General features: G+C 32.4%; 26 protein-coding genes. 18 read left to right on the top strand and 8 right to left on the bottom strand.

Annotated features, from left to right (window positions below):
- The first annotated feature begins 19 nt into the window (after positions 1 to 19).
- The 3 genes from recF to IMZ30_RS01765 are packed head-to-tail and all read left to right on the top strand — an operon-like array spanning position 20 to position 1829.
- Positions 20 to 1111, top strand: coding sequence for a DNA replication/repair protein RecF (recF, locus tag IMZ30_RS01775; protein ID WP_207038845.1), 1092 nt, complete (start codon positions 20 to 22; stop codon positions 1109 to 1111).
- On the top strand, positions 1108 to 1524 hold the full coding sequence (locus IMZ30_RS01770) for a lipocalin family protein (RefSeq protein ID WP_207038844.1): 417 nt from the start codon (positions 1108 to 1110) through the stop codon (positions 1522 to 1524). Before recF ends, IMZ30_RS01770 begins: the two co-directional genes overlap by 4 nt.
- Positions 1521 to 1829: a DUF721 domain-containing protein gene (locus tag IMZ30_RS01765; protein WP_207038843.1), complete on the top strand. Its 309-nt coding sequence runs from the start codon at positions 1521 to 1523 to the stop codon at positions 1827 to 1829. Before IMZ30_RS01770 ends, IMZ30_RS01765 begins: the two co-directional genes overlap by 4 nt.
- Here IMZ30_RS01765 and IMZ30_RS01760 read toward each other — a convergent pair.
- Positions 1826 to 2143: a YbaB/EbfC family nucleoid-associated protein gene (locus tag IMZ30_RS01760; protein ID WP_207038842.1), complete on the bottom strand. Its 318-nt coding sequence runs from the start codon at positions 2141 to 2143 to the stop codon at positions 1826 to 1828. The genes IMZ30_RS01765 and IMZ30_RS01760 overlap by 4 nt on opposite strands.
- Positions 2144 to 2288: 145 nt before the next feature.
- On the opposite strand from IMZ30_RS01760, the gene IMZ30_RS01755 reads away from it, so the two are divergent.
- The 4 genes from IMZ30_RS01755 to mscL all read left to right on the top strand — a co-directional run bounded on the left by IMZ30_RS01755 (position 2289) and on the right by mscL (position 7330).
- Positions 2289 to 4343: a S9 family peptidase gene (locus IMZ30_RS01755; RefSeq protein ID WP_410523998.1), complete on the top strand. Its 2055-nt coding sequence runs from the start codon at positions 2289 to 2291 to the stop codon at positions 4341 to 4343.
- Between the two features lie 77 nt (positions 4344 to 4420).
- Entirely contained in the window at positions 4421 to 5464 is a 1044-nt protein-coding gene (locus tag IMZ30_RS01750) for a PLP-dependent cysteine synthase family protein (protein ID WP_207039662.1), read from the top strand.
- Positions 5465 to 5494: 30 nt separating this feature from the next.
- Positions 5495 to 6751 carry an aminotransferase class I/II-fold pyridoxal phosphate-dependent enzyme gene (locus IMZ30_RS01745; protein ID WP_207038841.1) on the top strand — a complete coding sequence of 419 codons (1257 nt, stop codon included), beginning with the start codon at positions 5495 to 5497 and terminating at the stop codon, positions 6749 to 6751.
- A 159-nt stretch (positions 6752 to 6910) separates the two neighbouring features.
- On the top strand, positions 6911 to 7330 hold the full coding sequence (gene mscL / locus IMZ30_RS01740; RefSeq protein ID WP_207038840.1) for a large-conductance mechanosensitive channel protein MscL: 420 nt from the start codon (positions 6911 to 6913) through the stop codon (positions 7328 to 7330).
- A gap of 29 nt (positions 7331 to 7359) precedes the next feature.
- Here the strand turns inward: mscL and rsmD are convergent, their stop codons facing one another.
- Genes rsmD through IMZ30_RS01725 form a run of 3 tightly spaced genes read right to left on the bottom strand, consistent with a single transcriptional unit; the run spans position 7360 to position 9327 of the window.
- Positions 7360 to 7899, bottom strand: a complete 540-nt coding sequence (gene rsmD, locus IMZ30_RS01735; protein ID WP_207038839.1) for a 16S rRNA (guanine(966)-N(2))-methyltransferase RsmD — start codon at positions 7897 to 7899, stop codon at positions 7360 to 7362.
- Positions 7890 to 8696 carry a DUF3822 family protein gene (locus IMZ30_RS01730; RefSeq protein ID WP_207038838.1) on the bottom strand — a complete coding sequence of 269 codons (807 nt, stop codon included), beginning with the start codon at positions 8694 to 8696 and terminating at the stop codon, positions 7890 to 7892. Before IMZ30_RS01730 ends, rsmD begins: the two co-directional genes overlap by 10 nt.
- Positions 8680 to 9327, bottom strand: a complete 648-nt coding sequence (locus IMZ30_RS01725; RefSeq protein ID WP_207038837.1) for a hypothetical protein — start codon at positions 9325 to 9327, stop codon at positions 8680 to 8682. The genes IMZ30_RS01730 and IMZ30_RS01725 overlap by 17 nt, the downstream gene beginning before the upstream one ends.
- A 111-nt stretch (positions 9328 to 9438) precedes the next feature.
- Between IMZ30_RS01725 and IMZ30_RS01720 the strand changes: the two genes are divergently transcribed.
- Both IMZ30_RS01720 and kdsB read left to right on the top strand, forming a co-directional pair.
- Positions 9439 to 10860, top strand: a complete 1422-nt coding sequence (locus tag IMZ30_RS01720) for an ATP-dependent RecD-like DNA helicase (RefSeq protein WP_207038836.1) — start codon at positions 9439 to 9441, stop codon at positions 10858 to 10860.
- A gap of 21 nt (positions 10861 to 10881) precedes the next feature.
- Positions 10882 to 11613, top strand: coding sequence for a 3-deoxy-manno-octulosonate cytidylyltransferase (gene kdsB, locus IMZ30_RS01715; RefSeq protein WP_207038835.1), 732 nt, complete (start codon positions 10882 to 10884; stop codon positions 11611 to 11613).
- Here the strand turns inward: kdsB and IMZ30_RS01710 are convergent.
- Genes IMZ30_RS01710 through IMZ30_RS01700 form a run of 3 tightly spaced genes read right to left on the bottom strand, consistent with a single transcriptional unit; the run spans position 11603 to position 14091 of the window.
- The gene (locus tag IMZ30_RS01710; RefSeq protein ID WP_207038834.1) at positions 11603 to 12910 is read right to left on the bottom strand and encodes a cryptochrome/photolyase family protein; all 1308 of its coding nucleotides are present in this window, start codon (positions 12908 to 12910) and stop codon (positions 11603 to 11605) included. The two genes, kdsB and IMZ30_RS01710, sit on opposite strands and share 11 nt — an antisense overlap.
- Positions 12911 to 12919: 9 nt before the next feature.
- Positions 12920 to 13618 carry an SDR family NAD(P)-dependent oxidoreductase gene (locus IMZ30_RS01705; RefSeq protein ID WP_207038833.1) on the bottom strand — a complete coding sequence of 233 codons (699 nt, stop codon included), beginning with the start codon at positions 13616 to 13618 and terminating at the stop codon, positions 12920 to 12922.
- Between the two features lie 5 nt (positions 13619 to 13623).
- Entirely contained in the window at positions 13624 to 14091 is a 468-nt protein-coding gene (locus IMZ30_RS01700; protein WP_207038832.1) for an SRPBCC family protein, read from the bottom strand.
- 156 nt (positions 14092 to 14247) lie between these two features.
- On the opposite strand from IMZ30_RS01700, the gene IMZ30_RS01695 reads away from it, so the two are divergent.
- The gene (locus IMZ30_RS01695; RefSeq protein WP_207038831.1) at positions 14248 to 14652 is read left to right on the top strand and encodes a hypothetical protein; all 405 of its coding nucleotides are present in this window, start codon (positions 14248 to 14250) and stop codon (positions 14650 to 14652) included.
- A gap of 3 nt (positions 14653 to 14655) precedes the next feature.
- Here the strand turns inward: IMZ30_RS01695 and IMZ30_RS01690 are convergent, their stop codons facing one another.
- The gene (locus IMZ30_RS01690; RefSeq protein WP_207038830.1) at positions 14656 to 15213 is read right to left on the bottom strand and encodes a hypothetical protein; all 558 of its coding nucleotides are present in this window, start codon (positions 15211 to 15213) and stop codon (positions 14656 to 14658) included.
- Between the two features lie 103 nt (positions 15214 to 15316).
- Here IMZ30_RS01690 and IMZ30_RS01685 point away from each other — a divergent pair, with 103 nt between their 5' ends.
- The 8 genes from IMZ30_RS01685 (at position 15317) to IMZ30_RS01650 (ending at position 24004) form a co-directional block, all read left to right on the top strand.
- Positions 15317 to 17707, top strand: coding sequence for a heavy metal translocating P-type ATPase (locus IMZ30_RS01685; protein ID WP_207038829.1), 2391 nt, complete (start codon positions 15317 to 15319; stop codon positions 17705 to 17707).
- A gap of 71 nt (positions 17708 to 17778) precedes the next feature.
- Positions 17779 to 17994, top strand: a complete 216-nt coding sequence (locus tag IMZ30_RS01680) for a cbb3-type cytochrome oxidase assembly protein (RefSeq protein WP_207038828.1) — start codon at positions 17779 to 17781, stop codon at positions 17992 to 17994.
- Between the two features lie 2 nt (positions 17995 to 17996).
- Positions 17997 to 20195: a cytochrome-c oxidase, cbb3-type subunit I gene (gene ccoN / locus IMZ30_RS01675; protein WP_207038827.1), complete on the top strand. Its 2199-nt coding sequence runs from the start codon at positions 17997 to 17999 to the stop codon at positions 20193 to 20195.
- Between the two features lie 11 nt (positions 20196 to 20206).
- On the top strand, positions 20207 to 20392 hold the full coding sequence (locus IMZ30_RS01670; RefSeq protein ID WP_073191699.1) for a cytochrome C oxidase subunit IV: 186 nt from the start codon (positions 20207 to 20209) through the stop codon (positions 20390 to 20392).
- The gene (locus tag IMZ30_RS01665) at positions 20389 to 21276 is read left to right on the top strand and encodes a cbb3-type cytochrome c oxidase N-terminal domain-containing protein (RefSeq protein WP_207038826.1); all 888 of its coding nucleotides are present in this window, start codon (positions 20389 to 20391) and stop codon (positions 21274 to 21276) included. Before IMZ30_RS01670 ends, IMZ30_RS01665 begins: the two co-directional genes overlap by 4 nt.
- A 15-nt stretch (positions 21277 to 21291) precedes the next feature.
- A complete protein-coding gene (gene ccoG, locus IMZ30_RS01660; protein WP_207038825.1) occupies positions 21292 to 22719 on the top strand; it encodes a cytochrome c oxidase accessory protein CcoG in 1428 nt (475 codons plus the stop codon).
- 134 nt (positions 22720 to 22853) lie between these two features.
- A complete protein-coding gene (locus tag IMZ30_RS01655) occupies positions 22854 to 23303 on the top strand; it encodes a FixH family protein (protein WP_207038824.1) in 450 nt (149 codons plus the stop codon).
- The gene (locus tag IMZ30_RS01650; protein ID WP_207038823.1) at positions 23303 to 24004 is read left to right on the top strand and encodes a sulfite exporter TauE/SafE family protein; all 702 of its coding nucleotides are present in this window, start codon (positions 23303 to 23305) and stop codon (positions 24002 to 24004) included. Before IMZ30_RS01655 ends, IMZ30_RS01650 begins: the two co-directional genes overlap by 1 nt.
- Positions 24005 to 24006: the final 2 nt, after the last annotated feature.

Here is a 24006-nt window from a genome sequence, read left to right as displayed (position 1 = left end):
TTAAACTGAATTTCAGCTAATGCACATTAAACTTTTATCATTGCTAAATTACAAAAATTTTACGCAGCTAAACCTTGATTTACATCAGCATATTAATTGTTTGGTTGGTAACAATGGCATCGGAAAAACAAATGTATTAGATGCTATTTACCATTTAGCTTTTGGTAAGAGTTATTTTAATCCTGTGAGTAGTCAAAATATTACTCATGGAGAAGATTTTTTTGTTGTAGATGGTACTTTTTCTAAAGCTGAAAAAACTGAGCGAGTTGTTGTAAGTTTTAAAAAAACACAAAAGAAAATTATTAAACGCAATGCTAAGGTTTATGATAAATTAAGTGATCATATAGGGTTAATTCCGCTTGTTATTATCTCGCCAACTGATCGCGATTTGATTCTAGAAGGAAGTGATGTAAGACGTAAATTTATTGATGCAGTAATAGCTCAGTCTGATAAGAAGTATTTGGAGTGTGTGATAAATTATAACAAAGTACTGGGGCAACGTAACGCTTTGCTGAAATATTTCGCAGCAAACAGAACTTTCAATCAAGATTCATTGTTAGTTTATAATGAGCAACTTTCAAATTTTGCAGCATATATTTATGATGTAAGACAAGCTTTTGTAGAACAGTTTTTACCTATTTTACAACAACGCTATAGAGATATAAGTAGCGGTAACGAAACAATTGATTTAGTTTATAAGAGTCAATTGCACGACCATGATTTGCAAGATTTATTTTTGAAATCTCAAGACAAAGATCGACGGCGTCAGTACACGACCGTTGGCATTCATAAAGATGATTTATTATTTAATATCAATCAGCATCCTATTAAAAAGTTCGGTTCCCAAGGTCAGCAAAAATCCTATTTAATTGCTTTAAAATTTGCACAATATGATTTTATTAAGCAAAAAAACGGATTTAAACCAATTGTATTGCTTGACGATATTTTTGATAAATTAGATGAAACTCGTGTGAGTCAAATAGTTAATATGGTTACACGAGAAGACATGGGACAATTATTTATTAGTGACACACATCCAGAACGAACTGAAGCTGTTGTTAAGGCAAGCACTCAAAATTATAAAATGATACATTTAAAAGAAATGATATGAAAAGGCTAACATTATTATGGCTCATAATAGTCACGGTTTCGTGCAATAAAACCAATTATAATTTAGAACAAATTAATGGTTACTGGGAAATTGTTGAAGCCCAAACACCTTATGGTACAAAGCAATATAAAATGAGTAAAAGCGTAGACTATTTCTACCTTGAAACTGATTCAACAGGATTAAGAAAAAAAGTACAACCAAGTTTATTAGGAAAACATAAGGTAACTGAAAGTAATGAGAACTTTGCATTTATGACTAAAAATGATAGCTTAAAAATTAAATTTTCTTCACCTTATGATGCTTGGACAGAGCATGTTTTAGAATTAACTGAAAATAAATTAGTATTAAAAAATAGCCAATCTATCATATACACTTACAAACGTTTTAAACCTATTGAAGTTGAGCAGCAATGAAATACAACGATAAAAAAAGAAGTCGTGAAGAACAAAGTATGAAAGACTTATTAGGTGCTTTTAAAAAAAATCTAAAATTAGAAAAAGGCCTCAATAAAGTTGAAGTAGAAGAACTTTGGTTTAAAGAACTCGGCTCAGGAATTAAAACTTACACCGAAAAAGTAACCTTCACAAACGGCAAATTGATTGTAAAACTTAGTTCTTCTACACTAAGAGAAGAACTAAGTTATGGGAAATCTAAATTAGTAGCAAGATTAAACGAACAATTGCAACAGCCACTCATTGAGCAAATAATACTGCGCTAGCTCGTTAGTCCAGGAATATCAGGAAGGCCATCTTTTGCTACAGCAGAAATTTCGGCTTCATTAACTTCGGTTGCCTTTTTAATGGCACGATTTAAAGTTATAATCAAATAATCTTCAAGCTGCTCTTTATCTTTAAGCAATTCATCATCAATCTCAATCGTTTTAATTTCACGATTGGCGGTAATGATAACTTTAAGAAGTGCATCATTAGATTGCTCTGAAATACTAACGCTATCTAAGCGTTTTTTGGTTTCTTCAACCTTAGCTTGGGTTTCTTTAAGTTTTCCCATCATGCCCATCATATCTCCAAACATAATTTAATTTTTTAGACAAAGATATAAAACAAGCTTTGATTTTTATTGTAAGAATCTTCGACTGTTGATTTTGTTCTAGTAGATCAAGTTTTATAAGTTCTTTATTCATTAGCATTTTATAGACAACTATATTTGCATTAAAAAAATTTTGAATACACCACCAAAAGCAAAACAAATACCTAAGAAGTTAATAAAACATAATGATGAAAGAATAGACGAATTTTATTGGCTTAATGAACGTGATAATCCGGAAGTTAAAGCTTATTTAGAAGCTGAAAACAATTATTACAAAGAAGAAACCAAACACTTAAACCGCTTTACAGATGACTTGTTTGCTGAAATGAAGTCACGTATAAAAGAAGATGATGAATCTGTTCCTTACTTTTTAAATGAATATTGGTATCAGGCAAAGTTTGAAACTGGAAAAGATTATCCTATTTACATCAGAAAATTTCAATCTTTAGAAGCAAAAGAAGAGCTTTTATTTGATGTTAACAAAATGGCTGAAGCTCATGATTATTATAAATTGAGCGGTATCGCTATTTCTCCTGATAATTCTATGGCAGCCTTTGGAGTAGACAATGTTAGTCGAAGAGAATATACTATTCAAGTTAAAAATTTAAAAACTGGTGAAATTCTTCCTACTAAAATTGAAAAAACAACCGGAAGCTCTTGCTGGGCTAATGATAATAAAACCCTATTTTACACTCGAAAAGATCCACAAACCTTAAGGTCTTATCAAATCTATAAACATGTTTTAGGAACCGACGTGAGTCAAGACCAATTGGTATATCAAGAAGATGACGAAACTTACAATTGCTTTGTTTATAAGTCAAAATCAAAACAATTTATTATCATAGGCTCGTCAAGCACATTACAAGACGAGTATCGTTTTATCAACGCAAATACACCTGATGCTCAATTTCAAGTTTTTCAGGAACGTCAACCGCAACTTGAATATAGTATAATGCATTATGAAGATTATTTTTACATTTTGACAAATAAAGGCGATGCGCAGAATTTTAAACTAATGCGTACTAAAATTGAAGAAACTTCTAGTATTCATTGGGATGACGTTATTAAACATCGGGAAGATATTTTGCTTGAAGATGTTGAAATTTTTAAAAATTACTTTGTTGTTACTGAGCGATTTAATGGCTTGTCTCGTTTGCGCGTGATGTCATGGGATTTTAATGAAGACTTTTTTATACCAATTTCGAGTGAAACATACACGATAGGAACTTCAACTAATCCTGATTTTAATACCGATACTTTTAGGTATGTATTTAGCTCGTTAATCACACCAACGAGTGTTTTCGATTATAATTTGTCTACAAAGACAGAAGTTAAAATGAAGCAACAAGCGGTTTTAGACGATTCTTTTGATTCTTCTAATTACATAGAAGAGCGCCAATGGGCAATTGCTCAAGATGGTACACGAATTCCGATGTCGATCGTCTATAAAAAAGGCATAAAGCGCAACGGTCAAAACCCATTACTTCAATACGGTTACGGTAGTTATGGTCATACTGTAGATCCTTATTTCTCAACAACAAGATTAAGTTTGCTTGACAGAGGATTTGTCTTTGTAATTGCTCATGTACGCGGTGGAGAATATCTTGGTAGACCTTGGTATGAAGCAGGTAAAATGTTAAATAAAAACAATACTTTTTCAGATTTTATTGCTGTAAGCGAATACCTTATTACACATAATTATACCAAACCAGAACAGCTTTTTGCGATGGGTGGTTCGGCTGGCGGACTTTTAATTGGTGCGGTTATTAACTTAAGACCAGAATTGTATCATGGCGTAATTGCAGCCGTGCCTTTTGTTGATGTTGTTACTACTATGTTAGATGAGAGTATACCGTTAACTACTGGAGAATATGATGAATGGGGTAATCCTAATCAGTCTGAATATTATCATTACATTAAATCTTATTCACCTTATGATAATGTTAATAATCATAGCTACCCTAACATGTTGGTTACAACAGGTTTTTATGATTCGCAGGTACAATATTGGGAGCCAGCAAAATGGGTTGCAAAACTTAGATTGCAGTCTAATTACTCAAATAAACTATATTTTGAAACAAATATGAATACTGGTCATGGTGGTGCTTCAGGAAGATTTGAAGCTTTAAAAGAGTTAGCTAAAGAATATGCGTTTTTGTTCGATTTAGTTGGAATTGCCAAGTAATCCAAAAAAATATTGTACTTTTGCCAATTGAAATTTAACCATTGTTTTAGTATATGCAGGGTAAAGATAGGTGTTTTATGCATGGTGAAATGAATGTTCATGATAATGTATTAGAAATGATAGGTTGTACACCATTAGTGCGCCTTAACAATATCACAAAGCATTTAAAAGGAGACTTTTTTGTAAAATATGAAGCCCAAAATCCGGGACATTCAGCTAAAGATAGAATAGCATTGTATATTCTAGATAAAGCCGAAAAAGAAGGTCGTTTAAATCCAGGCGATACAGTCATTGAAACCACATCAGGAAACACAGGATTTAGTTTAGCTATGGCATGTGTGGTTAAAGGTTATAAGTGTATATTAGCTGTTAGTGATAAATCTTCTAAAGATAAAATATCATTACTCAAAACAATGGGTGCAGAAGTTTATGTTTGCCCAGCTAATGTTGCTCCTGAAGATCCACGCTCTTATTATGAAGTTGCTAAACGTCTTCATTCTGAAACGCCTAACTCTATCTACATCAATCAATATTTCAATAGTTTAAATATTGATGCACATTATTTATCAACTGGTCCAGAAATTTGGAAACAAACTCAAGGTAAAATAACCCATTTAGTAGCTTGTAGTGGTACTGGTGGTACAATTTCAGGATCAGCACGTTATTTAAAAGAAAAAAATCCTGACATCAAGATACTTGGGATTGATGCTTATGGTTCGATAATCAAAAAATTTCATGAAACCAGAGTTTTAGATAAAAATGAAATTTACCCTTATAAAATTGAAGGTCTTGGCAAAAATTTAGTGCCGACAGCTACAGATTTTAATATTATCGATAAATTTACAAAAGTGACTGACGCAGAAAGCGCTTTTATGGCCAGAGATATAGCCAAAACAGAAGGTATGTTTGTTGGTTATACAAGTGGCGCCGCATTACAAGGCGTTATGCAGCTTGCCAAACAAGAAGAATTTAATGAAAATAGCCATGTCGTGATAATATTTCCAGATCATGGCTCAAGATATATGAGTAAAATTTACAGCGATGCTTGGATGAAGTCTCAAGGTTTTATAAGAGAAAACCAAGATCAAGTAAGTGGTGATAAGCTTACTAAAGTAAGTTAAACTGGGTTTACTAATTTTAGTATTACAATTATGAAAGATTTATTTGCAAAAATTTACCGTGATAAAGGTCCGTTAGGAAAATGGGCAGACCAAGCTGAAGGTTATTTTGTTTTTCCAAAACTTGAAGGGCAAATCAGTAACCGTATGAAGTTTCAAGGTCGTGACGTGATTACATGGAGTATTAATGATTATTTAGGCTTAGCAAACCATCCTGAAGTTAGAAAGGTTGATGCAGAAGCCGCAAAAAAATATGGTAGTGCATACCCAATGGGCGCTAGAATGATGAGCGGCCATACAGAGTTACATGAGAAATTGCAAAACGAACTTGCTGACTTTGTCAATAAAGAAGCAGCATATGTTTTAAATTTTGGTTACCAAGGTATACTATCAACAATCGATGCCTTAGTTGGTAAAGATGATGTTATTGTTTATGATGTTGATGCCCATGCTTGTATTATCGATGGTGTAAGATTGCATTTAGGTAAACGCTTTACCTATAAGCATAATGACTTAGACAGTATCGAATTAAACCTTGCAAGAGCTGAAAAAATAGCTGAACAGACAGGTGGCGGCGTTTTATTTATTTCCGAAGGTGTATTTGGTATGCGTGGTGAGCAAGGAAAACTAAAAGAAATTGTTGAACTTAAAAAGAAATACAATTTTAGATTATTAGTAGATGATGCTCACGGTTTCGGAACATTAGGAAAGACAGGAGCTGGTGCAGGCGAGGAGCAAGGCGTTCAAGATGAAATTGATGTTTATTTCGCAACATTTGCAAAATCTTTAGCTAGTACAGGCGCTTTTATCGCAGGCGATCAAGAAATTATTGATTACCTTAAGTATAACCTTCGTTCACAAATGTTCGCTAAGTCTTTACAAATGACTTTAGTTGAAGGTGCACTTAAACGTCTTGAAATGCTTAGAACAATGCCTGAGTTAAAGAATAAACTATGGGAAAATGTTAATGCACTTCAATCTGGCTTGAAAGAAAATGGGTTTGATATAGGTACAACAACAAGTTGTGTAACACCTGTTTATCTAAAAGGAAGCATTCCAGAAGCGATGGCTCTTGTTAAAGATTTACGAGAAAATCATGGTATTTTCTGTTCAATAGTTGTTTATCCAGTGATTCCTAAAGGATTAATCCTTCTTAGAATGATACCAACAGCAACACACACAATGGAGGATATTGACTTAACTTTAAAAGCATTTTCAGCGATAAGAGAGCGTCTCGAAAATGGTACTTATAAAAAATTATCTGATGCTTTGATGAAGCAGAAAGGTTAATTTTACATCTAATTATAAATGATAAGCGCCAAAATTATGATTAATTTTGGCGCTTTTTTATATCTAATTTGGTTGATGTCCAAATTATACTGATTCCATCACTCTATTTGCTTAATTCCTATTTATTTTTATAAAACAAATATTTTTAAAAAATTGACTATGAAAGTATTAAAAGAGTTTAAAGAATTTGCTGTAAAAGGCAATATGTTTGATATGGCTGTTGGTATAATTATAGGTACAGCATTTAGTAAAGTGGTCACTTCATTAGTAAATAATATAATCATGCCACCTTTAATTTACATAACAGGAAAAATGAATTTTTCTAGTTATCAGATTATATTACAACCGAAAAAGGTTTTAGAAAATGGTGAAGTTACAGAGGCTGTGGCTATAGAATACGGTAGTTTTTTGCAAATTATATTAGACTTTATAATTGTTGGTTTCACGATTTTCTTGGTTATACGTTTTTTTAATAGGCTTAGGACAAAAGCTGAAGATGTTAAGAATACAAAAGAATCAACGCCTAAAAACATTGAACTTCTTGCAGAAATTCGAGACCTTTTAAAGCAACAAGCTTAATAGATAACTAAAATTCAATTATTCTTTTCTTATCGATTAAAAAAAGAGAAGGTTGAGAGACCATAGCGTCGCTCTTCAGTAAATTTAGGATATTCATTAAAATTAATAAATTTTGAATGCTCGATAATTAATAGACCTTCTTCACTTTGAAGCAATTCTCGTTCAAAAGTAATATTGATCATCTCTTCAAGTTTCTCTTTAGTGATATCATAAGGCGGATCTGCAAAAATTACATCAAATTTTTGTGGAGTTTGCTTTATAAATTCAAAAACGTCTTTTTTAACCACATTGCAGTTGAATTTTAAATTTTCTGAAGTTTTTATAAGCCAATTGCAACACTTAGAGTTATTATCAACACAGGTAACTTGTTGGGTTCCGCGCGAAGCAAATTCAAATGAAATTGAGCCAATACCTGCAAATAAATCTAAAAGACGAATTTCTGCAAGACTAAATCGGTGCATTAAAATGTTGAATAAAGCCTCTTTGGCGCGATCTGTGGTTGGACGCACTGGTAAGTTTTTTGGAGCTGATAGTCTTCGGCCTTTATGAATTCCAGAGATTATGCGCATAATTCATTTAAAAATTTGTGATTCGTTAAATGTGGGTTTAAAGACTCTTTTGAAAAATCTTTACTACTAATATGTTTAATATAAAGTTCTAAAATTGAGTTTATGTTTTCTAACTTCAACTGGTCTGAAAAGTTGACAATTGTGGTTTCAATCAACTTACGATTTATTTCATTGATTTCTAGGCAATAAAGTATGTAGTAGATAATATCTTCTTCAGATGAAATATCAAAAGTGTTGTAAAGTTGTAGTTTCTTTGCTTCAATAATAACGATATCAATTTGGTAATTGTTTATAAAACAAATACAATTACCCGATTCACCTGTATAGGTTTCAGCTGCTTTTAGATATAAACTGGTTTGATGTGTATGATTAAATTCACCAAACTTCTCAAAAATTAAATTATTGATATTAATCAGCGGTATAAATGATACCGTAATTTGGTTGTTATAGCTAAAATCTTCACTAAAATCGTCTTCGGCTTGTAGACTTAAGTTGTACTTGTTAGCATCTAAACTATTAATTTTTTCTTTGCTTAATTTATTGGGCAGTAAATTATAGTCAGTATTTTGATAAATAAGCACCACTTCATCAAATGTGTTAGAATTTATTTGATGTAGTTTTTCAAAAATAATTGATTCTGCTTCTTCAGAAAATTTATTAGTAGCACTCAATTTTATGAAACTCTCATTATGAATTTCACTGTCTTTTAGATGTAAAAAAGAAAGTCCACTTTGTGTTAACAAAATGGACAACTTTTGATTAAATTTATCTGTATTTTTGTTAGTCTTTGTCACCATAATTTTTAGGCCAGTTACCACTTGTGTTGACTTCTGTCATAGAACCAACTTTAATAAAGGCACCATTAACACCATCAACAGCAACAGTTTGTTTCTCTTGGATTACCAAATCCTGATCTAAATCGCTTAAAATGTCTGATTTGTTAACTTTAGCTTCAAAGACAGGAATCATTGTTCCATCTTTATCTAACATTCCTGCTTCAAGATCAAACTTTTTATTATCGGTGTAAGGAATATTCATCATTGTTTTATAACGGTCTGTACCTTTAAATAAAGAATCTTTAACACTAACGTATCCAAGCGTATCTATGACAACATCTTCTATATATTCGTCAACGCCATAGCGTTTTTTATAATCTAAGTCTAGATAAGTTGTATCTTTTCTTTGGGTTAAAACAAATTGTGCAGTGTCGATAAAACGAACCAAACTATCAAAAGACCCTACAAACTTTCCAGTTACCTCTCGGTGAGCAATTTCTGAATCTCTAATATCTTGAAGTTTCTCTATAACTTCAGCATAACGTTTTTGTTTAGCTTTGTTAAATTCAACTGGTCCGTAAACCGATTTATAAGTAAAATAACCAAGTACAACAATTAGAACCGTTAGTACAATTTGCAAGACAATTTTCATAGCTTAAAAATTAAATTTTCTACTGTTCACAAATCTACAACTTTTTTTCAATCACAAAAGTCTGGCATCTAAAAAAGCTTGTTATATTTGATGTTTTAACGACTCTTTATAATGCTAAATAACGAATTTTATAAACACCTTAAGCGTGACTTCGGGCATCAGCCAACCCAAAAGCAAGATGTTGCGCTACAAATGTTATCTAAATTTATTTTTAATGACTTAGCAGATCAGTTATTTTTATTAAAGGGTTATGCTGGTACTGGTAAAACAACCATTATAAGCACTTTAGTTAAAAATATTCATAAGGTTCATCAAAAAATTATCTTGTGCGCGCCTACTGGGCGAGCAGCGAAGGTAATCTCAAATTATAGTAAAAAAACAGCAAATACCATTCATCGTAAAATTTATCAACCCAAGAAAACCAGCAATGGCGGTGTTGAATTTATACCTCAAGAAAACAAACATCGAAACACTGTTTTTGTGGTTGATGAAGCCTCGATGATTCCAGATTTTCCCAAAGGAAGCGATTTACTTAATAGCAACTCTGTTTTAGATGATTTGATTGAGTATGTTTACTCAGGTGAAAATTGTAAACTCATTTTTATTGGTGATACAGCTCAGTTACCACCAGTTAAAGCAGAATTAAGTCCTGCTTTATCTAAAGAGACTTTAGAGCGCCATTTTAGCATGGATGTGCAAGCCATAGAATTAGATGAAGTTTTACGTCAACAACAAGAAAGCGAAATACTACTAAATGCTACCGAGATTCGGGATGCCATTAATAATGACTTAGATGAGTTTAAATTTGAAATTTCTAATACTTCAGACATTATTAGGTTAGTTGATGGCTATGAAATTATGGATGCTGTCAATCATTCTTTTGATCATTTAGGTCATGAAGAAACAGCTATAATTGTTCGTTCGAATAAACGTGCCAATATTTATAATCAACAAATACGTTCTAAAATTTTATTTCGTGAAGATGAAATTGCGGCTGGAGATTATTTAATGGTGGTCAAAAACAATTATTACTGGTTAAAGCCATCGTCAGACGCCGGTTTTATAGCTAATGGCGATATTGTTGAAATATTAGAGATTTTTCACATCAAAGAAATATATGGCTTTAGATTTGCTGAAGTAAAAGTACAAATGGTTGATTATCCAAATATGAAGCCTTTTGAAACCGTTATTATATTAGATACTTTAGCTTCTAACGGACCAGCTTTAACTTATGAAGAATCTAACCAACTTTATCAAGCTGTTCTTGAAGATTATGCTGAAGAAAAATCTAAATATAAACAGTTTTTAAAAGTTAAGAAAAATAAATTTTTCAACGCCTTACAAGTAAAATTTAGTTATGCCATTACTTGTCATAAGTCTCAAGGTGGTCAATGGCATACTGTTTTCGTGGAGCAACCTTACCTTAAAGATGGTATTAATCAAGATTATTTGCGTTGGTTATACACAGCTTGCACAAGAGCAAAAGAAAAACTTTATTTAATTGGATTTAAAGATGATTTTTTTAAAAACTAAGTCCCTAAAAACCTATTCAAAATGAAAATTATAGCGATGATTCCTGCGCGCTTAGAAGCATCTCGATTTCCAAAAAAATTATTGAAAGATTTGGGAGGTAAATCAGTTATAGCTCGCACTTTTTTAGCTGCACAATCAACTGGCTTATTTGATGAAGTTTATGTAGTTACCGATGCAGTTGAAATTCATGATGAGATTAAAAAATATACAGATAATATCATTATGTCTAAAAAAGTTCATCAATGCGGTAGTGATCGTATCGCAGAAGCTGTTGAATTTTTACAGGCCGATATTGTTGTTAATGTTCAGGGCGATGAACCATTTATTAATAAAGCCGCTTTAGCGAAGTTGCTTGCGGTTTTTGATGATGATATTAATCAAAGTATTGATTTAGCTTCATTAAAAACGCCACTAAAAACTTTAGCTGATATCGAAAACCCAAATAACGTTAAAGTAGTGACCGATGCCCAAAATCGGGCCTTATATTTTTCGCGGTCGGCGATACCTTTCCGTCGAAATTCTGACGTAAATACTTTGTACTTTAAACATGTTGGTATTTATGCTTTTAGAAAACAAGCTTTATTAGACTTCTATCATTCTAAAATGACACCGCTTGAAACTGCTGAAAAAATAGAATGTATAAGACATCTTGAACATGGAAAAACCATTAAAATGGTAGAAACTGCTGAGGTTTCTATCGGAATAGATACACCTGAAGATTTAGAAAAAGCTAGGCAACTATTTACTTCTTAACAGCCGCTTTGTAAGTTTCTAAACAACGTTCACGAGCCATTTTATGCTCAACCATAGGCTCTGGATAATTTTCTGTTCCAAACTCAGGAACCCATTTTTTGATGTATTTTTTATTTTTATCGAACTTATCGGTCTGTGAATACGGATTAAAAATCCTAAAATAGGGAGCAGCATCTACGCCAGTTCCTGCCACCCATTGCCAACCACCAATGTTAGAAGACATTTCGTAGTCTAAAAGTTTTTCGGCGAAATATGCTTCACCCCAACGCCAATCGATTAATAAATGTTTGCATAAAAAACTACCAACTACCATTCTTATTCGGTTATGCATCCAACCTGTTTCATTTAATTGACGCATTCCTGCATCGACAATAGGATATCCAGTTGTTCCCGATTTCCACTTTTCAAACTCTTCCTTATCATTTCGCCATTTAATATCATCATAGATAGGCTTAAAAGATCTGCTTTGTGTTTCAGGATAATTATGCAAAATTGCTTTGTAGAATTCTCTCCAAATTAGTTCATTTAGAAAAGTTTCATTTTTTACAGATAAAGCCTTTTTTATAATATTTCGATAACCTACAGTTCCAAAACGTAAATGTGGACTTAATCTAGATGTTCCATTTATAGAAGGAATGTTTCTAGTTTCTTCATAACTTTCTAAAAATTCTTCTTCTAAATGATATTCTGGTACTTTAATAGAAGATGCTTCAAAACCCATGTCACTTAAATTCAAATTGGGTAAGCGAGAATTTTTATAAGTGTTATCTAAGTAAGCTTCAGAATTGTATTCATCTAGCTTAATATTTTCAAATTCTTTTTTCCATTGCTTCATATATGGCGTGAAAACCAAATACATTCCACCGCCATTTTTTTCAACTTCATTTTTTTCAAAAATTACTTGATCTTTAAAATCATGAAATTCGATTGCATTTTCAGCCAATAGAGCTTTGATTTTTGCATCACGCTTGTAGGTATAAGGTTCATAATCTCTATTGGTAAAAACGGCTTTAATATTATAATTTTTAATAATTTCAATAAATATTTCTTCAGGATAACCGTAATAAGTTGCTATTGAACTACCATACTTTTCTTGAAGCTCAACTCTCATTTTTTGAATTTCATCGTAAATGAAATTTACACGAGCATCGTTTTTTGGCAACTCATCTAAAATATGCTTATCGAAGATAAATACTGGCAATGTTTTTTCTTCTTGTTTTAAAGCATTGAAAAGACCTACGTTATCATTTAAACGTAGGTCTCTTCTAAACCAAAAAATATTTACTTGTTCACTCATTGTACTCAATTAAGATACATTTAAAGAAGACATTCCGCCATCTACTCCAAGTACCTGTCCTGTAATCCATGAACTTTCTTCACTTAATAAAAATGCACTAATATTGGCGATATCTTTAGCTTCACCAACACGTTTTAACGGATGACGCTCATCCATTTTTTCTTTCTTTTTCTCGTTTCCTAACAATTTATCTGCTAATGGAGTATTGGTTAAAGAAGGCGCAATTACATTTACTCTAAAACTTGGCGCATATTCTGCAGCTAGAGATCTTGCAAATCCTTCAATTGCACCTTTTGCAGCAGCAACACTAGTATGGAATGGCATTCCGGTTTGTACAGCAACTGTACTGTAGTAAATAATACTAGCTTGTTCTGAGTTTTTTAATTTTTTTAAAACGCCATGCGTACTTTTAACCAGTCCCATAAAATTTAGCTGAAAATCTTCTTCAAAAACTGAAGGCTTCATCATTTTAAAAGGTTTCAAATTAATGGTACCTGGAAAATAAACCAAGCCATCTAAAGTGTCTGGTAAATCTAATTCTGAAATATTATCTTTAGTTACATCAAATTCTAGATGTGTTACATTTAATTCATCTAGTTTTCCTTTACTTCTAGAAGCAACAATGACATTATGTTGATCGTGAAGTAATTTTGCAGTTTCAAATCCAATTCCTTGGCTTCCGCCAATAAACAATATATTCTTTTTCATAGCATTTAATTTTTATACGCTCCAAAAATGGCATGCATTTTCGAAGTTCGTTGGTTAAAAATTTGTTTGAGTTTAGGTTTTATTAAAATAGGACGTAATAATTCGCCAATAAAACCAAAAGGAACCTGATAATGCACAACATCTGTAATCTCAACACCGTTTTTAATCTCTTTAATGAAGTGTTTGTGATGCCATAGTTTGTAAGGTCCTAAAAGCTGTATGTCAACAAAATAATCTGGTTCTTGAACCTGTGTAATTTCTGTGACCCATTTTGTAGTATAACCTTTGAACGGCGTTACTTTATATTGAATTATTTGTCCTGGATATGTTTGTTTATTTAGGCCAGAAATAATTTGAAATCCCATATCGTCTGGCATTATTTTTTGAAGATTTTTAGGATTTGATAAAAATGCCCAAGCTTCTTTTTTTGAGATGGGTAATTTTATACTTTGTTTTATTTCATGTAAACTCATATTTCAAAAGTATGAGTTATATTGTTTAATATAAAAATATATAAGTTAAACAAAAGTTATAGTTTGAATAGCTTATATTTGATTAAAAATATCTAGATGAGACTTCAAGCGGCATTATTTCTATTGATTCTTTTTTCATGCAAATCTTTGAGTGTCTTGAAGCCTAAAATTACTTGTAAGTCCGATTACAATTGCGAGGTTAATTATTATGATGATACAGAGTTAATTGAAAAGAATGATGAGTTAAATCAATTGTACTTAAGTCACAAAAAAAACTCAACTTGTAAGTTGGTTTCCGTAAAAGTTCAAGCTTCAAAAAAAACCATCAAAGCAGAAGATATGCTTAGCATTACGTATTATTTTAATTATGAAAAGACTATTAAGACAGCTGTTAAAAGTTTAAAAGCCTATAGAAAGACTAGTTGCAGATGTCCTAATGCGGGCTTGGTTGAGTTAAGAAATATTAAAGCTAAAATTACTTACAACCAAAAACATCCTTATCTTCATATATTTGGTGATGATTTAGATTTATTTGAAGAGTCATTACTCCTAAAGCTATAATCACTAGTTATCCTTTACATCGCTTGGGAATGGTGGTGGTCCAGGTGTATTTGAAGGAAAACGATTTTTGTTTTGTTTCGCTTCAGCCATTTTGTAAAAATTATAAGGATAAAACTTAGAAAAAATGCGTTCTCGCTTATTACAATTTAATTCAGCAAAAGCTTTATTAAATTCTTTTTTTGCGGTAACATTCCAAACATATAGGTAGACCTCGCGTATATAATTTTCAAGTAATTTGTATCGGTCTTGATTACCAAAAGCTCGCATTGCAATTATTGCTTTTTTTGGAGATTCTGCTAATTGATTATTTTGCTTAGGATTGTCTATGAAATCAAGTATGAGCTCTTTAAACTTAATTTCTGAAAGCTGTTTGTATGGTTCGTCGTTGATAATTAAGGTGTTGTCTTGGGTAATAATAATTGTAAGTAAATTTCTAATTTTTTCACTCTTATATTGCTCTTCAGAAATTGCAGCGTTTAATTGGCATTTTCCATCAAACCATTCTTGAGCAAAACCTAAGCTAGATGTGAGTATAAATGCGATGAATAATATAATTCTCATATAGTTGGATTTTGTGTATAAAGTTACAGATATTTTTATAAAAGCTGATGCTTATCATTTTTAATATCACTCATTTAAATCAATTTTGGGCAAAACTTCTTAAATGTCAAAAATTAATTCCTGTTATCATTGTGGAGATGACTGTAAACCGACCGATATTGCTTATGATGAGAAGCATTTTTGCTGTAATGGATGTAAAACGGTTTATGAGATTTTTTCTGAAAATGATTTAAGTTGTTATTACGATTTAAGCCAAAATCCTGGCGCAACACCTGAAGATATTAAAGGTAAGTTTGACTTTTTGAATCAAGAAGAAATTAAGCTGAAGCTAATCGATTTTGCTGATGCTTCAACCGAAGTTGTAAGTCTTTATATTCCGCATATTCATTGTAGTTCATGTATTTGGATTTTAGAAAACTTACATAAACTTCAACCGGCAGTAAAACATTCACAGGTAAATTTTCCAAAGAAAACAATTACTATAACTTATAATATAGAATCAACTTCACTAAAACATATTGTAGAATTACTAACTTCAATTGGATATGAGCCTTACATCAGTTTAGAAAATTTAGAGAAAAAAACAGGGACAAATAATAATAGCTTAATTTACAAAATAGGTGTGGCTGGTTTTGCATTTGGTAATGTGATGTTCTTGTCATTTCCAGAGTATTTTGAAGTGAATGAGTTTTGGTTAGACCAATACAAACCAATATTTAGATGGTTAATGTTTAGCTTTAGTGTACCAGTGGTTTTTTATGCAGGTCAAGATTATTTCATTTCGGCTTACAAAGGTTTAAAATCTAAAATGCTTAATATAGATGTGCCAATTGCGCTCGGTATATCAGTGCTATTTATTCGCAGTGTTGTTGATATAAGCTTCAATTTAGGGACTGGTTTTTTTGATAGCCTTACAGGTTTAGTTTTTTTCTTGTTGCTTGGTAAATTCGTTCAACAAAAAACTTATAATTACCTATCATTTGAACGTGATTACAAGTCGTATTTTCCTATAGCGATTACTAAAATAGATCCTCAAAATAATTCTGAAGAAAATATTGAAGTATTTAAAATCAAAAAAGAAGATCGCTTACTTATTAGGAATCAAGAACTTATTCCTGTTGACGCAATTTTGATGACAGATGAGGCTAACATCGATTATAGTTTTGTAACAGGCGAAGCAAAGTTAGTCAAGAAGAAATCTGGCGATAAACTTTTTGCTGGCGGTAAAATTGTAGGAAATGCTATAGAAGTTATTGCTGAAAAATCTGTTGAGCAAAGTTATTTAACTCAGCTCTGGAGTAATGATGTTTTTAAAAGTGACTATCAGCCTAAGTTTAAATCTTTAATTGATAAAATAAGCAAAAAATTTACTGTTGCCGTATTAAGTATAGCAAGTATTTCGCTTATTTTTTGGCTGTTTTATCAGCCTGCTCTAGCACTTAACGTTTTTACAGCTGTTTTAATTATTGCTTGTCCTTGTGCTATAGCTTTAGCAACACCGTTTACAATGGGGAATTTGCTTCGTATTTTTGGTCAACATGGTTTTTATCTTAAACATATTAATAGCTTAGAGCAATTTGCTGAAATTGATACGTTTGTGTTTGACAAAACAGGAACTATTAGCTCAAGTAAAATGAGTAAAATAGCTTATCATGGTTTAAAATTATCGGCTGAAGATACAGCGATTTTAAAAGATTCATTCAGAAACTCTAATCACCCGTTAAGTCGAGAACTTTACAGCTTTTTAGATACTTTAGACCTTAAAACCGTAGATGATTTTGAAGAAATCTTAGGCGAAGGAATTCATACAACATTCAACTCACACAATTATAAGCTAGGTTCACATAGTTTTGTTGAAGCAAATTCAACACATCAAAAATTAAATGAAACCGCGGTATATGTTAAAAAAGACCAGCAAGTTTTAGGAAAATTTGTATTTGAGACTTCCTATCGTGAAGGTTTACAAGACCTTTTTAAAACCTTAGAGCAAACTTATAAACTAGTTGTCTTATCAGGTGACAATACTGGAGAAAAGCAGTATTTAAGCAAATTATTGCCACAATCTACCCAGTTAAAGTTTAATCAAAAGCCCGATGCAAAAATGCGCTATATCGAAGCGCTTCAAGAAGAAGGGAAGCAAGTTTGTATGTTAGGAGACGGACTTAATGATGCTGGCGCGTTAAAACAAGCTGATGTAGGTATTGCTATTTCAGAAAATGTAAATGTGTTTTCACCAGCTTGCGATGCTATTTTAAGCGCTAAACAATTTAAAAACCTAGCTGATTTTTTAAAAGTTTCTCAAAAAGGTATGCGTGTGATCAAGTTAAGTTTTTTGTTTTCATTTATCTACAATAGTATAGGTTTATATTTTGCAGTAACAGGACAACTTAAACCAGTTATTGCCGCTATTTTAATGCCATTAAGTTCAATTAGTATTGTCGTCTTTACAACTTTGGCAACTGCATATATCTCAAAAAAACTTCCAAAAATGTAAAGAACTTTAAATATGACTAAAGTCATTTTTTAAGCTTCACAATGCATTTACTTTTGGATAAAATTAACAGTATGAACGTTATTTACGGTTTACTAGCCATCAGTATCGCAATAGCCATTGTGTTTTTTATTGTTTTTATTGTTTCAGTAAAAAAACATCAATATGAAGATACTTATACGCCATCAGTACGAATGTTATTTGATGATGAGCTAGTTAAAACTGATAAATCGGGTTCTTCATCTTCTTCAGAAAATCAAAAACCAAATCATAAACATAAACAATCATAACTATGGAGTTAGAGCAATTTAACTACGATAATAAGATCGTAAGAAACTTCCTGTATGCAACCATTGTTTGGGGTATAGTAGGGATGTCTGTTGGCCTCTTGTTGGCTTTTCTTTTTTTATTTCCAGATTTAACTGACGGCATTTCGTGGTTAAGTTTTGGGAGATTAAGACCGCTGCATACGAATGCAGTAATTTTTGCCTTTGTTGGGAATGCCATTTTTGCTGGTGTTTACTACTCAACTCAACGTTTACTCAAAGCAAGAATGTTTAGCGACTTTCTAAGTAAATTAAACTTTTGGGGTTGGCAATTAATTATCGTTGCAGCCGCAATAACATTACCATTAGGTTACACGACAACTAAAGAGTATGCAGAACTTGAGTGGCCAATAGATATTGCAATTGCAATAGTTTGGGTTGCTTTTGGCTGGAACTTAATCGGTACCATGATTAAGCGTCGCCAACGTCATTTTTATGTAGCTATTTGGTTCTACGTGGCAACTTTCGTTACTGTTGCTGTACTTCATATATTTAATAACTTAGAGTTACCTGTTAGTTTTCTTAAAAGTTATTCAGTTTATGCTGGTGTTCAAGATGCTTTGGTGCAATGGTGGTATGGCCATAATGCGGTGGCTTTCTTTTTAACGACACCGTTTTTAGGTTTAATGTATTATTTTGTTCCTAAAGCAGCAAACAGACCTGTTTATTCTTATAAGTTATCAATCATTCACTTCTGGTCTTTAATTTTCATATATATTTGGGCTGGTCCTCACCACTTACTGTATACAGCTCTTCCAGATTGGGCGCAAAGTTTAGGAACAACATTCTCAATTATGCTCTTAATGCCATCTTGGGGTGGTATGATTAACGGCTTGTTAACTTTAAGAGGTGCTTGGGATAAGGTAAGAACTGATCCTGTACTAAAGTTTATGGTTGTTGCTATTACAGGTTACGGTATGGCAACATTTGAAGGACCAATGTTGTCGCTAAAAAATGTAAACGCTATTGCACATTTTACTGATTGGATTATCGCTCATGTTCATGTTGGTGCATTAGCTTGGAATGGCTTCTTAACCTTTGGTATGATTTATTGGTTAGTACCTAGATTATTCAAAACAAAGCTATTTTCTGTTGGTTTAGCCAATGCACATTTCTGGGTGGGAACTTTAGGTATTGTTTTATATGCCTTACCAATGTATGTAGCCGGATTTTTACAAGCGTCTATGTGGAAACAATTTAATCCTGATGGTACATTAGTCTATGGTAACTTCTTAGAAACCGTTACTGAAATTATGCCAATGTACACGATGAGAGCTATCGGAGGTACGCTTTACATCTTAGGAATGATCATGTTAATTGTAAATGTCGTTCAAACTATTAAATCAGGGTCAGCAGTTGAAAATGAATTAGCTGAAGCTGCACCACTTAAAAGAATATCGAAACGTCGCTTAGCTGGAGAAACTTTTCATACCTGGTTAGAGCGTAAACCAATTCAGCTGGCTGTGCTTGCAACTATAGCTATTTTAATTGGTGGTATTGTTCAAATTGTACCAACTTTGTTAGTAGAGTCTAATATTCCAACAATAACAAGTGTTAAACCTTACACACCTCTTGAGTTAGAAGGTCGTGACCTTTACATGCGTGAAGGCTGTGTAAGCTGTCACTCTCAAATGGTACGCCCATTTAGAAGTGAGGTTGAGCGTTATGGCGAATATTCTAAAGCTGGAGAATACGTATATGATCATCCATTTTTATGGGGGAGTAAGCGTACAGGACCAGATTTACACCGCCTTGGTAATAAATATTCAGACAACTGGCACTTTAATCACATGTATAATCCGCAGAGTACCTCACCAGGTTCAATTATGCCAAGTTACCAGTGGTTAATCAAAAATGAACTAGACAAATCTGATACTGAAGCTAAAATGAAAACCCTAGTGACTTTAGGTGTGCCATATTCAGAAGAAGAAATTGAAAACGCTCAAGAACAAATGCTTAAGCAAGGTGCTGAAATAGAAAAGAACTTGTATAATGATCCTGATTTTGTAAAAAGTTACGAAGCCGATCGAGCAAGAGCTGAAGCACAAGGCTTAGAGTTTGTCGAAATGAAAAATCGTGAAATCGTTGCTCTAATCGCCTACCTTCAAAGACTAGGAACAGATATAAAAGTTAACAAAACTCAAGAAGCTTCTGCTTCTAACTAAAACCTATAGTTATGTTGAAGTTTGTAAAAGAAAATCTAGAAACTATTGTAGGAATTGAGTTGTACCCAATTATTTCATTACTCATCTTTTTTACCTTTTTTGTTGCACTATTTTGGTGGGTGATGACTTACAATAAGAAAAACATTAAATTTTTAAGCGAACTGCCTTTAGAGCAAAAAAAAGAAGATAAACAATGAGAAATTTAGCATCATTTTTACGAATTATAGTTCTGCTAAGTGTGGCTTTTATCGGAGTCGAGTATTTAGTAGAAACCGAACCAGGCCAGTGGGCTGTACTTGAATATCCTAATACTTGGGTTTTTCTAGGAATCGTATTTTTATTTTTAGTAGCGATTGAAGTATCAATCTCAGCTCTAAATAATACGCTTTATCAAGCTTTAACAGAAGAGAAAAAAGAACGCTATCACGCTCTTGAAGCAGAACGTAAACAAGCCTTTGCGAAGAAGTTTGACTGGCTGTTAAAAGCTTTAACTCGTTCAAAACCAATTGAAACTGAAGAAGAAATTGAGCTTGACCACAACTATGATGGTATTAGAGAGCTCGATAATAAGCTTCCGCCATGGTGGGTTTATAGCTTCTACATTAGCATTGTCTTTGCTGTTGTTTATTTGGCGAGATTCCACGTATTTAATGATTATACCCAGGAAGAAGAATATGAAATGGAAGTGGCTCAGGCTAAAATCGAAATAGAAGAGTATAAAAAAACTGCAAAAGATTTAGTAGACTTTGAAACAGTTACCATGTTAACCGAAGCTTCAGATTTACAAGCTGGTGAAGCGATTTATACTACTAATTGCGTTGCATGTCACAAATCTGACGGTGGTGGTGGTATTGGACCAAATTTAACAGATGAAAATTGGATTTTAGGCGGTGGAATTAAAAATGTTTTTAAAACGATAAGTGAAGGTGGCCGTCCAGGTAAAGGTATGGTGTCATGGAAAAACGATTTAAAACCTTCTGAAATGCAACAAGTCGCCAGTTACGTATTAAGTTTATACGGTACAGAACCAGCAGACCCTAAAGAAGCTGAAGGCGATATTATTTGGCAACCTGAATCGTAATTTAAATTAACTGAAATGGAAGATCAAAGTAGCAACAACGAAAAATTTAGAGATAGCATTGGTACTATTAACGAAGAAGGTAAGCGCCAATGGGTCTATCCTAAAAAACCTTCTGGAAAATTTTATGAATACAGAAAATGGGTAAGTTATGCTTTGTTAATCTTTTTATTCTCAGCGCCATTTATTAAAATCGATGGAAACCAATTTTTACTATTCAATGTCTTAGAACGAAAGTTTAATATTTTTGGATTTCCATTTTGGCCACAGGATTTTTACTTGTTTGTAATTTCCATGATTATTGGCGTTGTTTTTATTGCCTTTTTTACCGTTGCTTTTGGGCGAATTTTCTGCGGGTGGATTTGCCCACAAACCATTTTTTTAGAAATGGTCTTCCGCCGAATTGAATATGCTATAGAAGGTGATCGTAACAAGCAAATGAAGCTTGATAAAATGCCTTGGAATAAAGAAAAAATCATCAAAAAATCATCTAAGTGGTTAATATTCGCCATTATTTCATTCCTGGTAGCAAACATATTTCTTGCTTATCTAATTAGTAGTGACGAATTAATTAAATACATTACAGAAGGCCCAATGCAACATTTGGGAACGTTTATACCGCTTATTATTTTCACAGGAGTTTTCTATTTTATTTTTGCATGGTTTAGGGAGCAAGTTTGCATCATAGCTTGTCCTTACGGTCGTTTGCAAGGTGTTTTACTTGATAATAAATCTGTTGTCGTTGCTTATGACCATAAACGTGGAGAGAGCGAAAATGGGAGAAAAAAATTCAAGAAAAATGAAGATCGTCAAGCTTTAGGTTATGGTGATTGCATAGATTGTAATCAATGTGTAACAGTTTGCCCAACAGGTATTGACATTAGAAATGGCACACAATTAGAATGTGTAAATTGTACTGCTTGTATCGATTCATGTGATTTGGTAATGGAGCGTGTTAATTTGCCAAAAGGTTTAATTAGATATGCGAGTGAAGATAATATTGAAAAGAAAAAGCCTTTTGAGTTTTCACCACGTATGAAAGCTTATTCTGGTGTTTTAGTTATTTTAATCGGAATTTTAATAGGAATGTTGTTTTTACGCACAAGCGTTGAAGCAAAGATTTTACGCTTACCAGGTGAACTTTATGAAACTAAAGAAAATGGTATGGTAAGTAACGTATTTACCTACAAAATCATTAATAAAACCACTAAAGAAATGGATAGTATTCATTTTGAACTACTATCTCATAAAGGTGAAATTAAGCTTGTAAAAGAAAATAACTTTACTATTCCAGAACAAGGTCTTTCTGAAGGAACACTATTTATTGAAATTAATCCGGCCTTGCTTTCAGGTGATAAGAATGATCTTGAAATTGGTATTTACAGCAATAAAGAGCTTATTGACAAAACAAAAACCAATTTTATGGGACCAAGAACTTTTAATTAGTTTAAAGTCTTAGAAGCTTAAAAAAAACCTTTTGTTAAATCAAGAGGTTTTTTGTTTTACCTAAGTATGACTAATATCATAAATTTTACCGCAGTAAAAATCGAAATTTGTCTTACAAACACAAACCTCTTAAAATGATGAAACTAAACTGGGGAACTTCAATAGTCATTGCTTTCATTCTATTTATCGGCTTCATAATGTTTTTTGTAGTTAATATGTTAACTGATGATAAGTATGATCATGATTTAGTAGTCGAATCATATTACAAGAAAAATTTGACGCTTCAGAAAGATATAGACGATTCAAAAAAGGCGCTAGCTTTAGATCAAAATGTTGAGATTAATCTTGCCAAAGAAGGTTTAGAAATTATCTTTCCGGCAGAATTTAATTTTGCTGATATACAAGCTGAATTATTTATGTATAGACCATCAGATAAAGCACTTGATTTTACTACAAACCTCCAGTTGAAATCATCACGCTTTGTGTTACCTCATAAATATTTTACAACTGGTCGTTGGGACGCTATATTGAAGTTTTCATATAATAATGAGGATTATATGGTAACAAAAAAAATCAACAAATAATGCTTTGGTCCGCCTTCATACTAGGGTTTTTAGGAAGTTTACATTGTGTAGGAATGTGCGGGCCAATTGCATTAATGTTGCCAGTTTCTCAGGATAACCCTCTTAAAAAAAGCCTTCAAATACTATTGTACAACGTAGGTAGAGTATTAACCTATATTATTATTGGTTTAGTATTTGGCTTATTAGGTGAAAGTATTGCAACTTTTGGTTTTCAGCAACAACTATCTATAATCATAGGTATAATAATGCTACTTTCAGTTATCTTACCACAAAAGCAATTACAAAAATTTAAAATTTCTAAGCCTTTCTATAAAGCAGTCGCTAAAGTGAAATCTGAGATGGGTGAAAGTTTCAAAAAGAAGAGTTTTGATACATTTTTCTACTTAGGATTTTTAAACGGCTTTTTACCATGCGGTTTGGTTTATATGGCTGTTTTTGCCTCAATAGCAACTGCAGACTTAACAATGAGTGCTGCTTACATGGCTTTATTCGGTTTAGGTACAATACCAATGATGGCTATGGTGACATATATGAGGGATTTTACAAAAAACGTTTTAAAGTTAAACCTTCGTAAAATCATACCTTATGCAGTTGCAGTTATTGGTATATTATTTATTTTGCGTGGTATGGGATTAGGAATACCATATATTTCGCCTAAACCAATGACTGAAAAAGTAACAGCCGACTTAAATTGTCATTAAAT

It is taken from the genome of Psychroflexus sp. ALD_RP9 (assembly GCF_017311165.1).
Lineage (GTDB): Bacteria > Bacteroidota > Bacteroidia > Flavobacteriales > Flavobacteriaceae > Psychroflexus.
The sequence above is the reverse complement of the archived record's forward strand: the minus strand, read 5'-3'. Positions and strand labels throughout refer to the sequence as shown.

Coding starts and splice junctions, on each gene's coding strand:
- IMZ30_RS01725 (WP_207038837.1), bottom strand. CDS start 9,327: ATGAAAATTGTCTTGCAAATTGTACTAACGGTTCTAATTGTTGTACTT.
- IMZ30_RS01760 (WP_207038842.1), bottom strand. CDS start 2,143: ATGTTTGGAGATATGATGGGCATGATGGGAAAACTTAAAGAAACCCAA.
- IMZ30_RS01730 (WP_207038838.1), bottom strand. CDS start 8,696: ATGGTGACAAAGACTAACAAAAATACAGATAAATTTAATCAAAAGTTG.
- rsmD (WP_207038839.1), bottom strand. CDS start 7,899: ATGCGCATAATCTCTGGAATTCATAAAGGCCGAAGACTATCAGCTCCA.
- IMZ30_RS01680 (WP_207038828.1), top strand. CDS start 17,779: ATGAACGTTATTTACGGTTTACTAGCCATCAGTATCGCAATAGCCATT.
- IMZ30_RS01745 (WP_207038841.1), top strand. CDS start 5,495: ATGAAAGATTTATTTGCAAAAATTTACCGTGATAAAGGTCCGTTAGGA.
- IMZ30_RS01750 (WP_207039662.1), top strand. CDS start 4,421: ATGCATGGTGAAATGAATGTTCATGATAATGTATTAGAAATGATAGGT.
- mscL (WP_207038840.1), top strand. CDS start 6,911: ATGAAAGTATTAAAAGAGTTTAAAGAATTTGCTGTAAAAGGCAATATG.
- IMZ30_RS01650 (WP_207038823.1), top strand. CDS start 23,303: ATGCTTTGGTCCGCCTTCATACTAGGGTTTTTAGGAAGTTTACATTGT.
- IMZ30_RS01655 (WP_207038824.1), top strand. CDS start 22,854: ATGATGAAACTAAACTGGGGAACTTCAATAGTCATTGCTTTCATTCTA.
- IMZ30_RS01685 (WP_207038829.1), top strand. CDS start 15,317: ATGTCAAAAATTAATTCCTGTTATCATTGTGGAGATGACTGTAAACCG.
- recF (WP_207038845.1), top strand. CDS start 20: ATGCACATTAAACTTTTATCATTGCTAAATTACAAAAATTTTACGCAG.
- ccoN (WP_207038827.1), top strand. CDS start 17,997: ATGGAGTTAGAGCAATTTAACTACGATAATAAGATCGTAAGAAACTTC.
- IMZ30_RS01765 (WP_207038843.1), top strand. CDS start 1,521: ATGAAATACAACGATAAAAAAAGAAGTCGTGAAGAACAAAGTATGAAA.
- IMZ30_RS01670 (WP_073191699.1), top strand. CDS start 20,207: ATGTTGAAGTTTGTAAAAGAAAATCTAGAAACTATTGTAGGAATTGAG.
- IMZ30_RS01720 (WP_207038836.1), top strand. CDS start 9,439: ATGCTAAATAACGAATTTTATAAACACCTTAAGCGTGACTTCGGGCAT.
- IMZ30_RS01665 (WP_207038826.1), top strand. CDS start 20,389: ATGAGAAATTTAGCATCATTTTTACGAATTATAGTTCTGCTAAGTGTG.
- IMZ30_RS01705 (WP_207038833.1), bottom strand. CDS start 13,618: ATGAAAAAGAATATATTGTTTATTGGCGGAAGCCAAGGAATTGGATTT.
- IMZ30_RS01700 (WP_207038832.1), bottom strand. CDS start 14,091: ATGAGTTTACATGAAATAAAACAAAGTATAAAATTACCCATCTCAAAA.
- ccoG (WP_207038825.1), top strand. CDS start 21,292: ATGGAAGATCAAAGTAGCAACAACGAAAAATTTAGAGATAGCATTGGT.
- IMZ30_RS01770 (WP_207038844.1), top strand. CDS start 1,108: ATGAAAAGGCTAACATTATTATGGCTCATAATAGTCACGGTTTCGTGC.
- IMZ30_RS01710 (WP_207038834.1), bottom strand. CDS start 12,910: ATGAGTGAACAAGTAAATATTTTTTGGTTTAGAAGAGACCTACGTTTA.
- IMZ30_RS01690 (WP_207038830.1), bottom strand. CDS start 15,213: ATGAGAATTATATTATTCATCGCATTTATACTCACATCTAGCTTAGGT.
- kdsB (WP_207038835.1), top strand. CDS start 10,882: ATGAAAATTATAGCGATGATTCCTGCGCGCTTAGAAGCATCTCGATTT.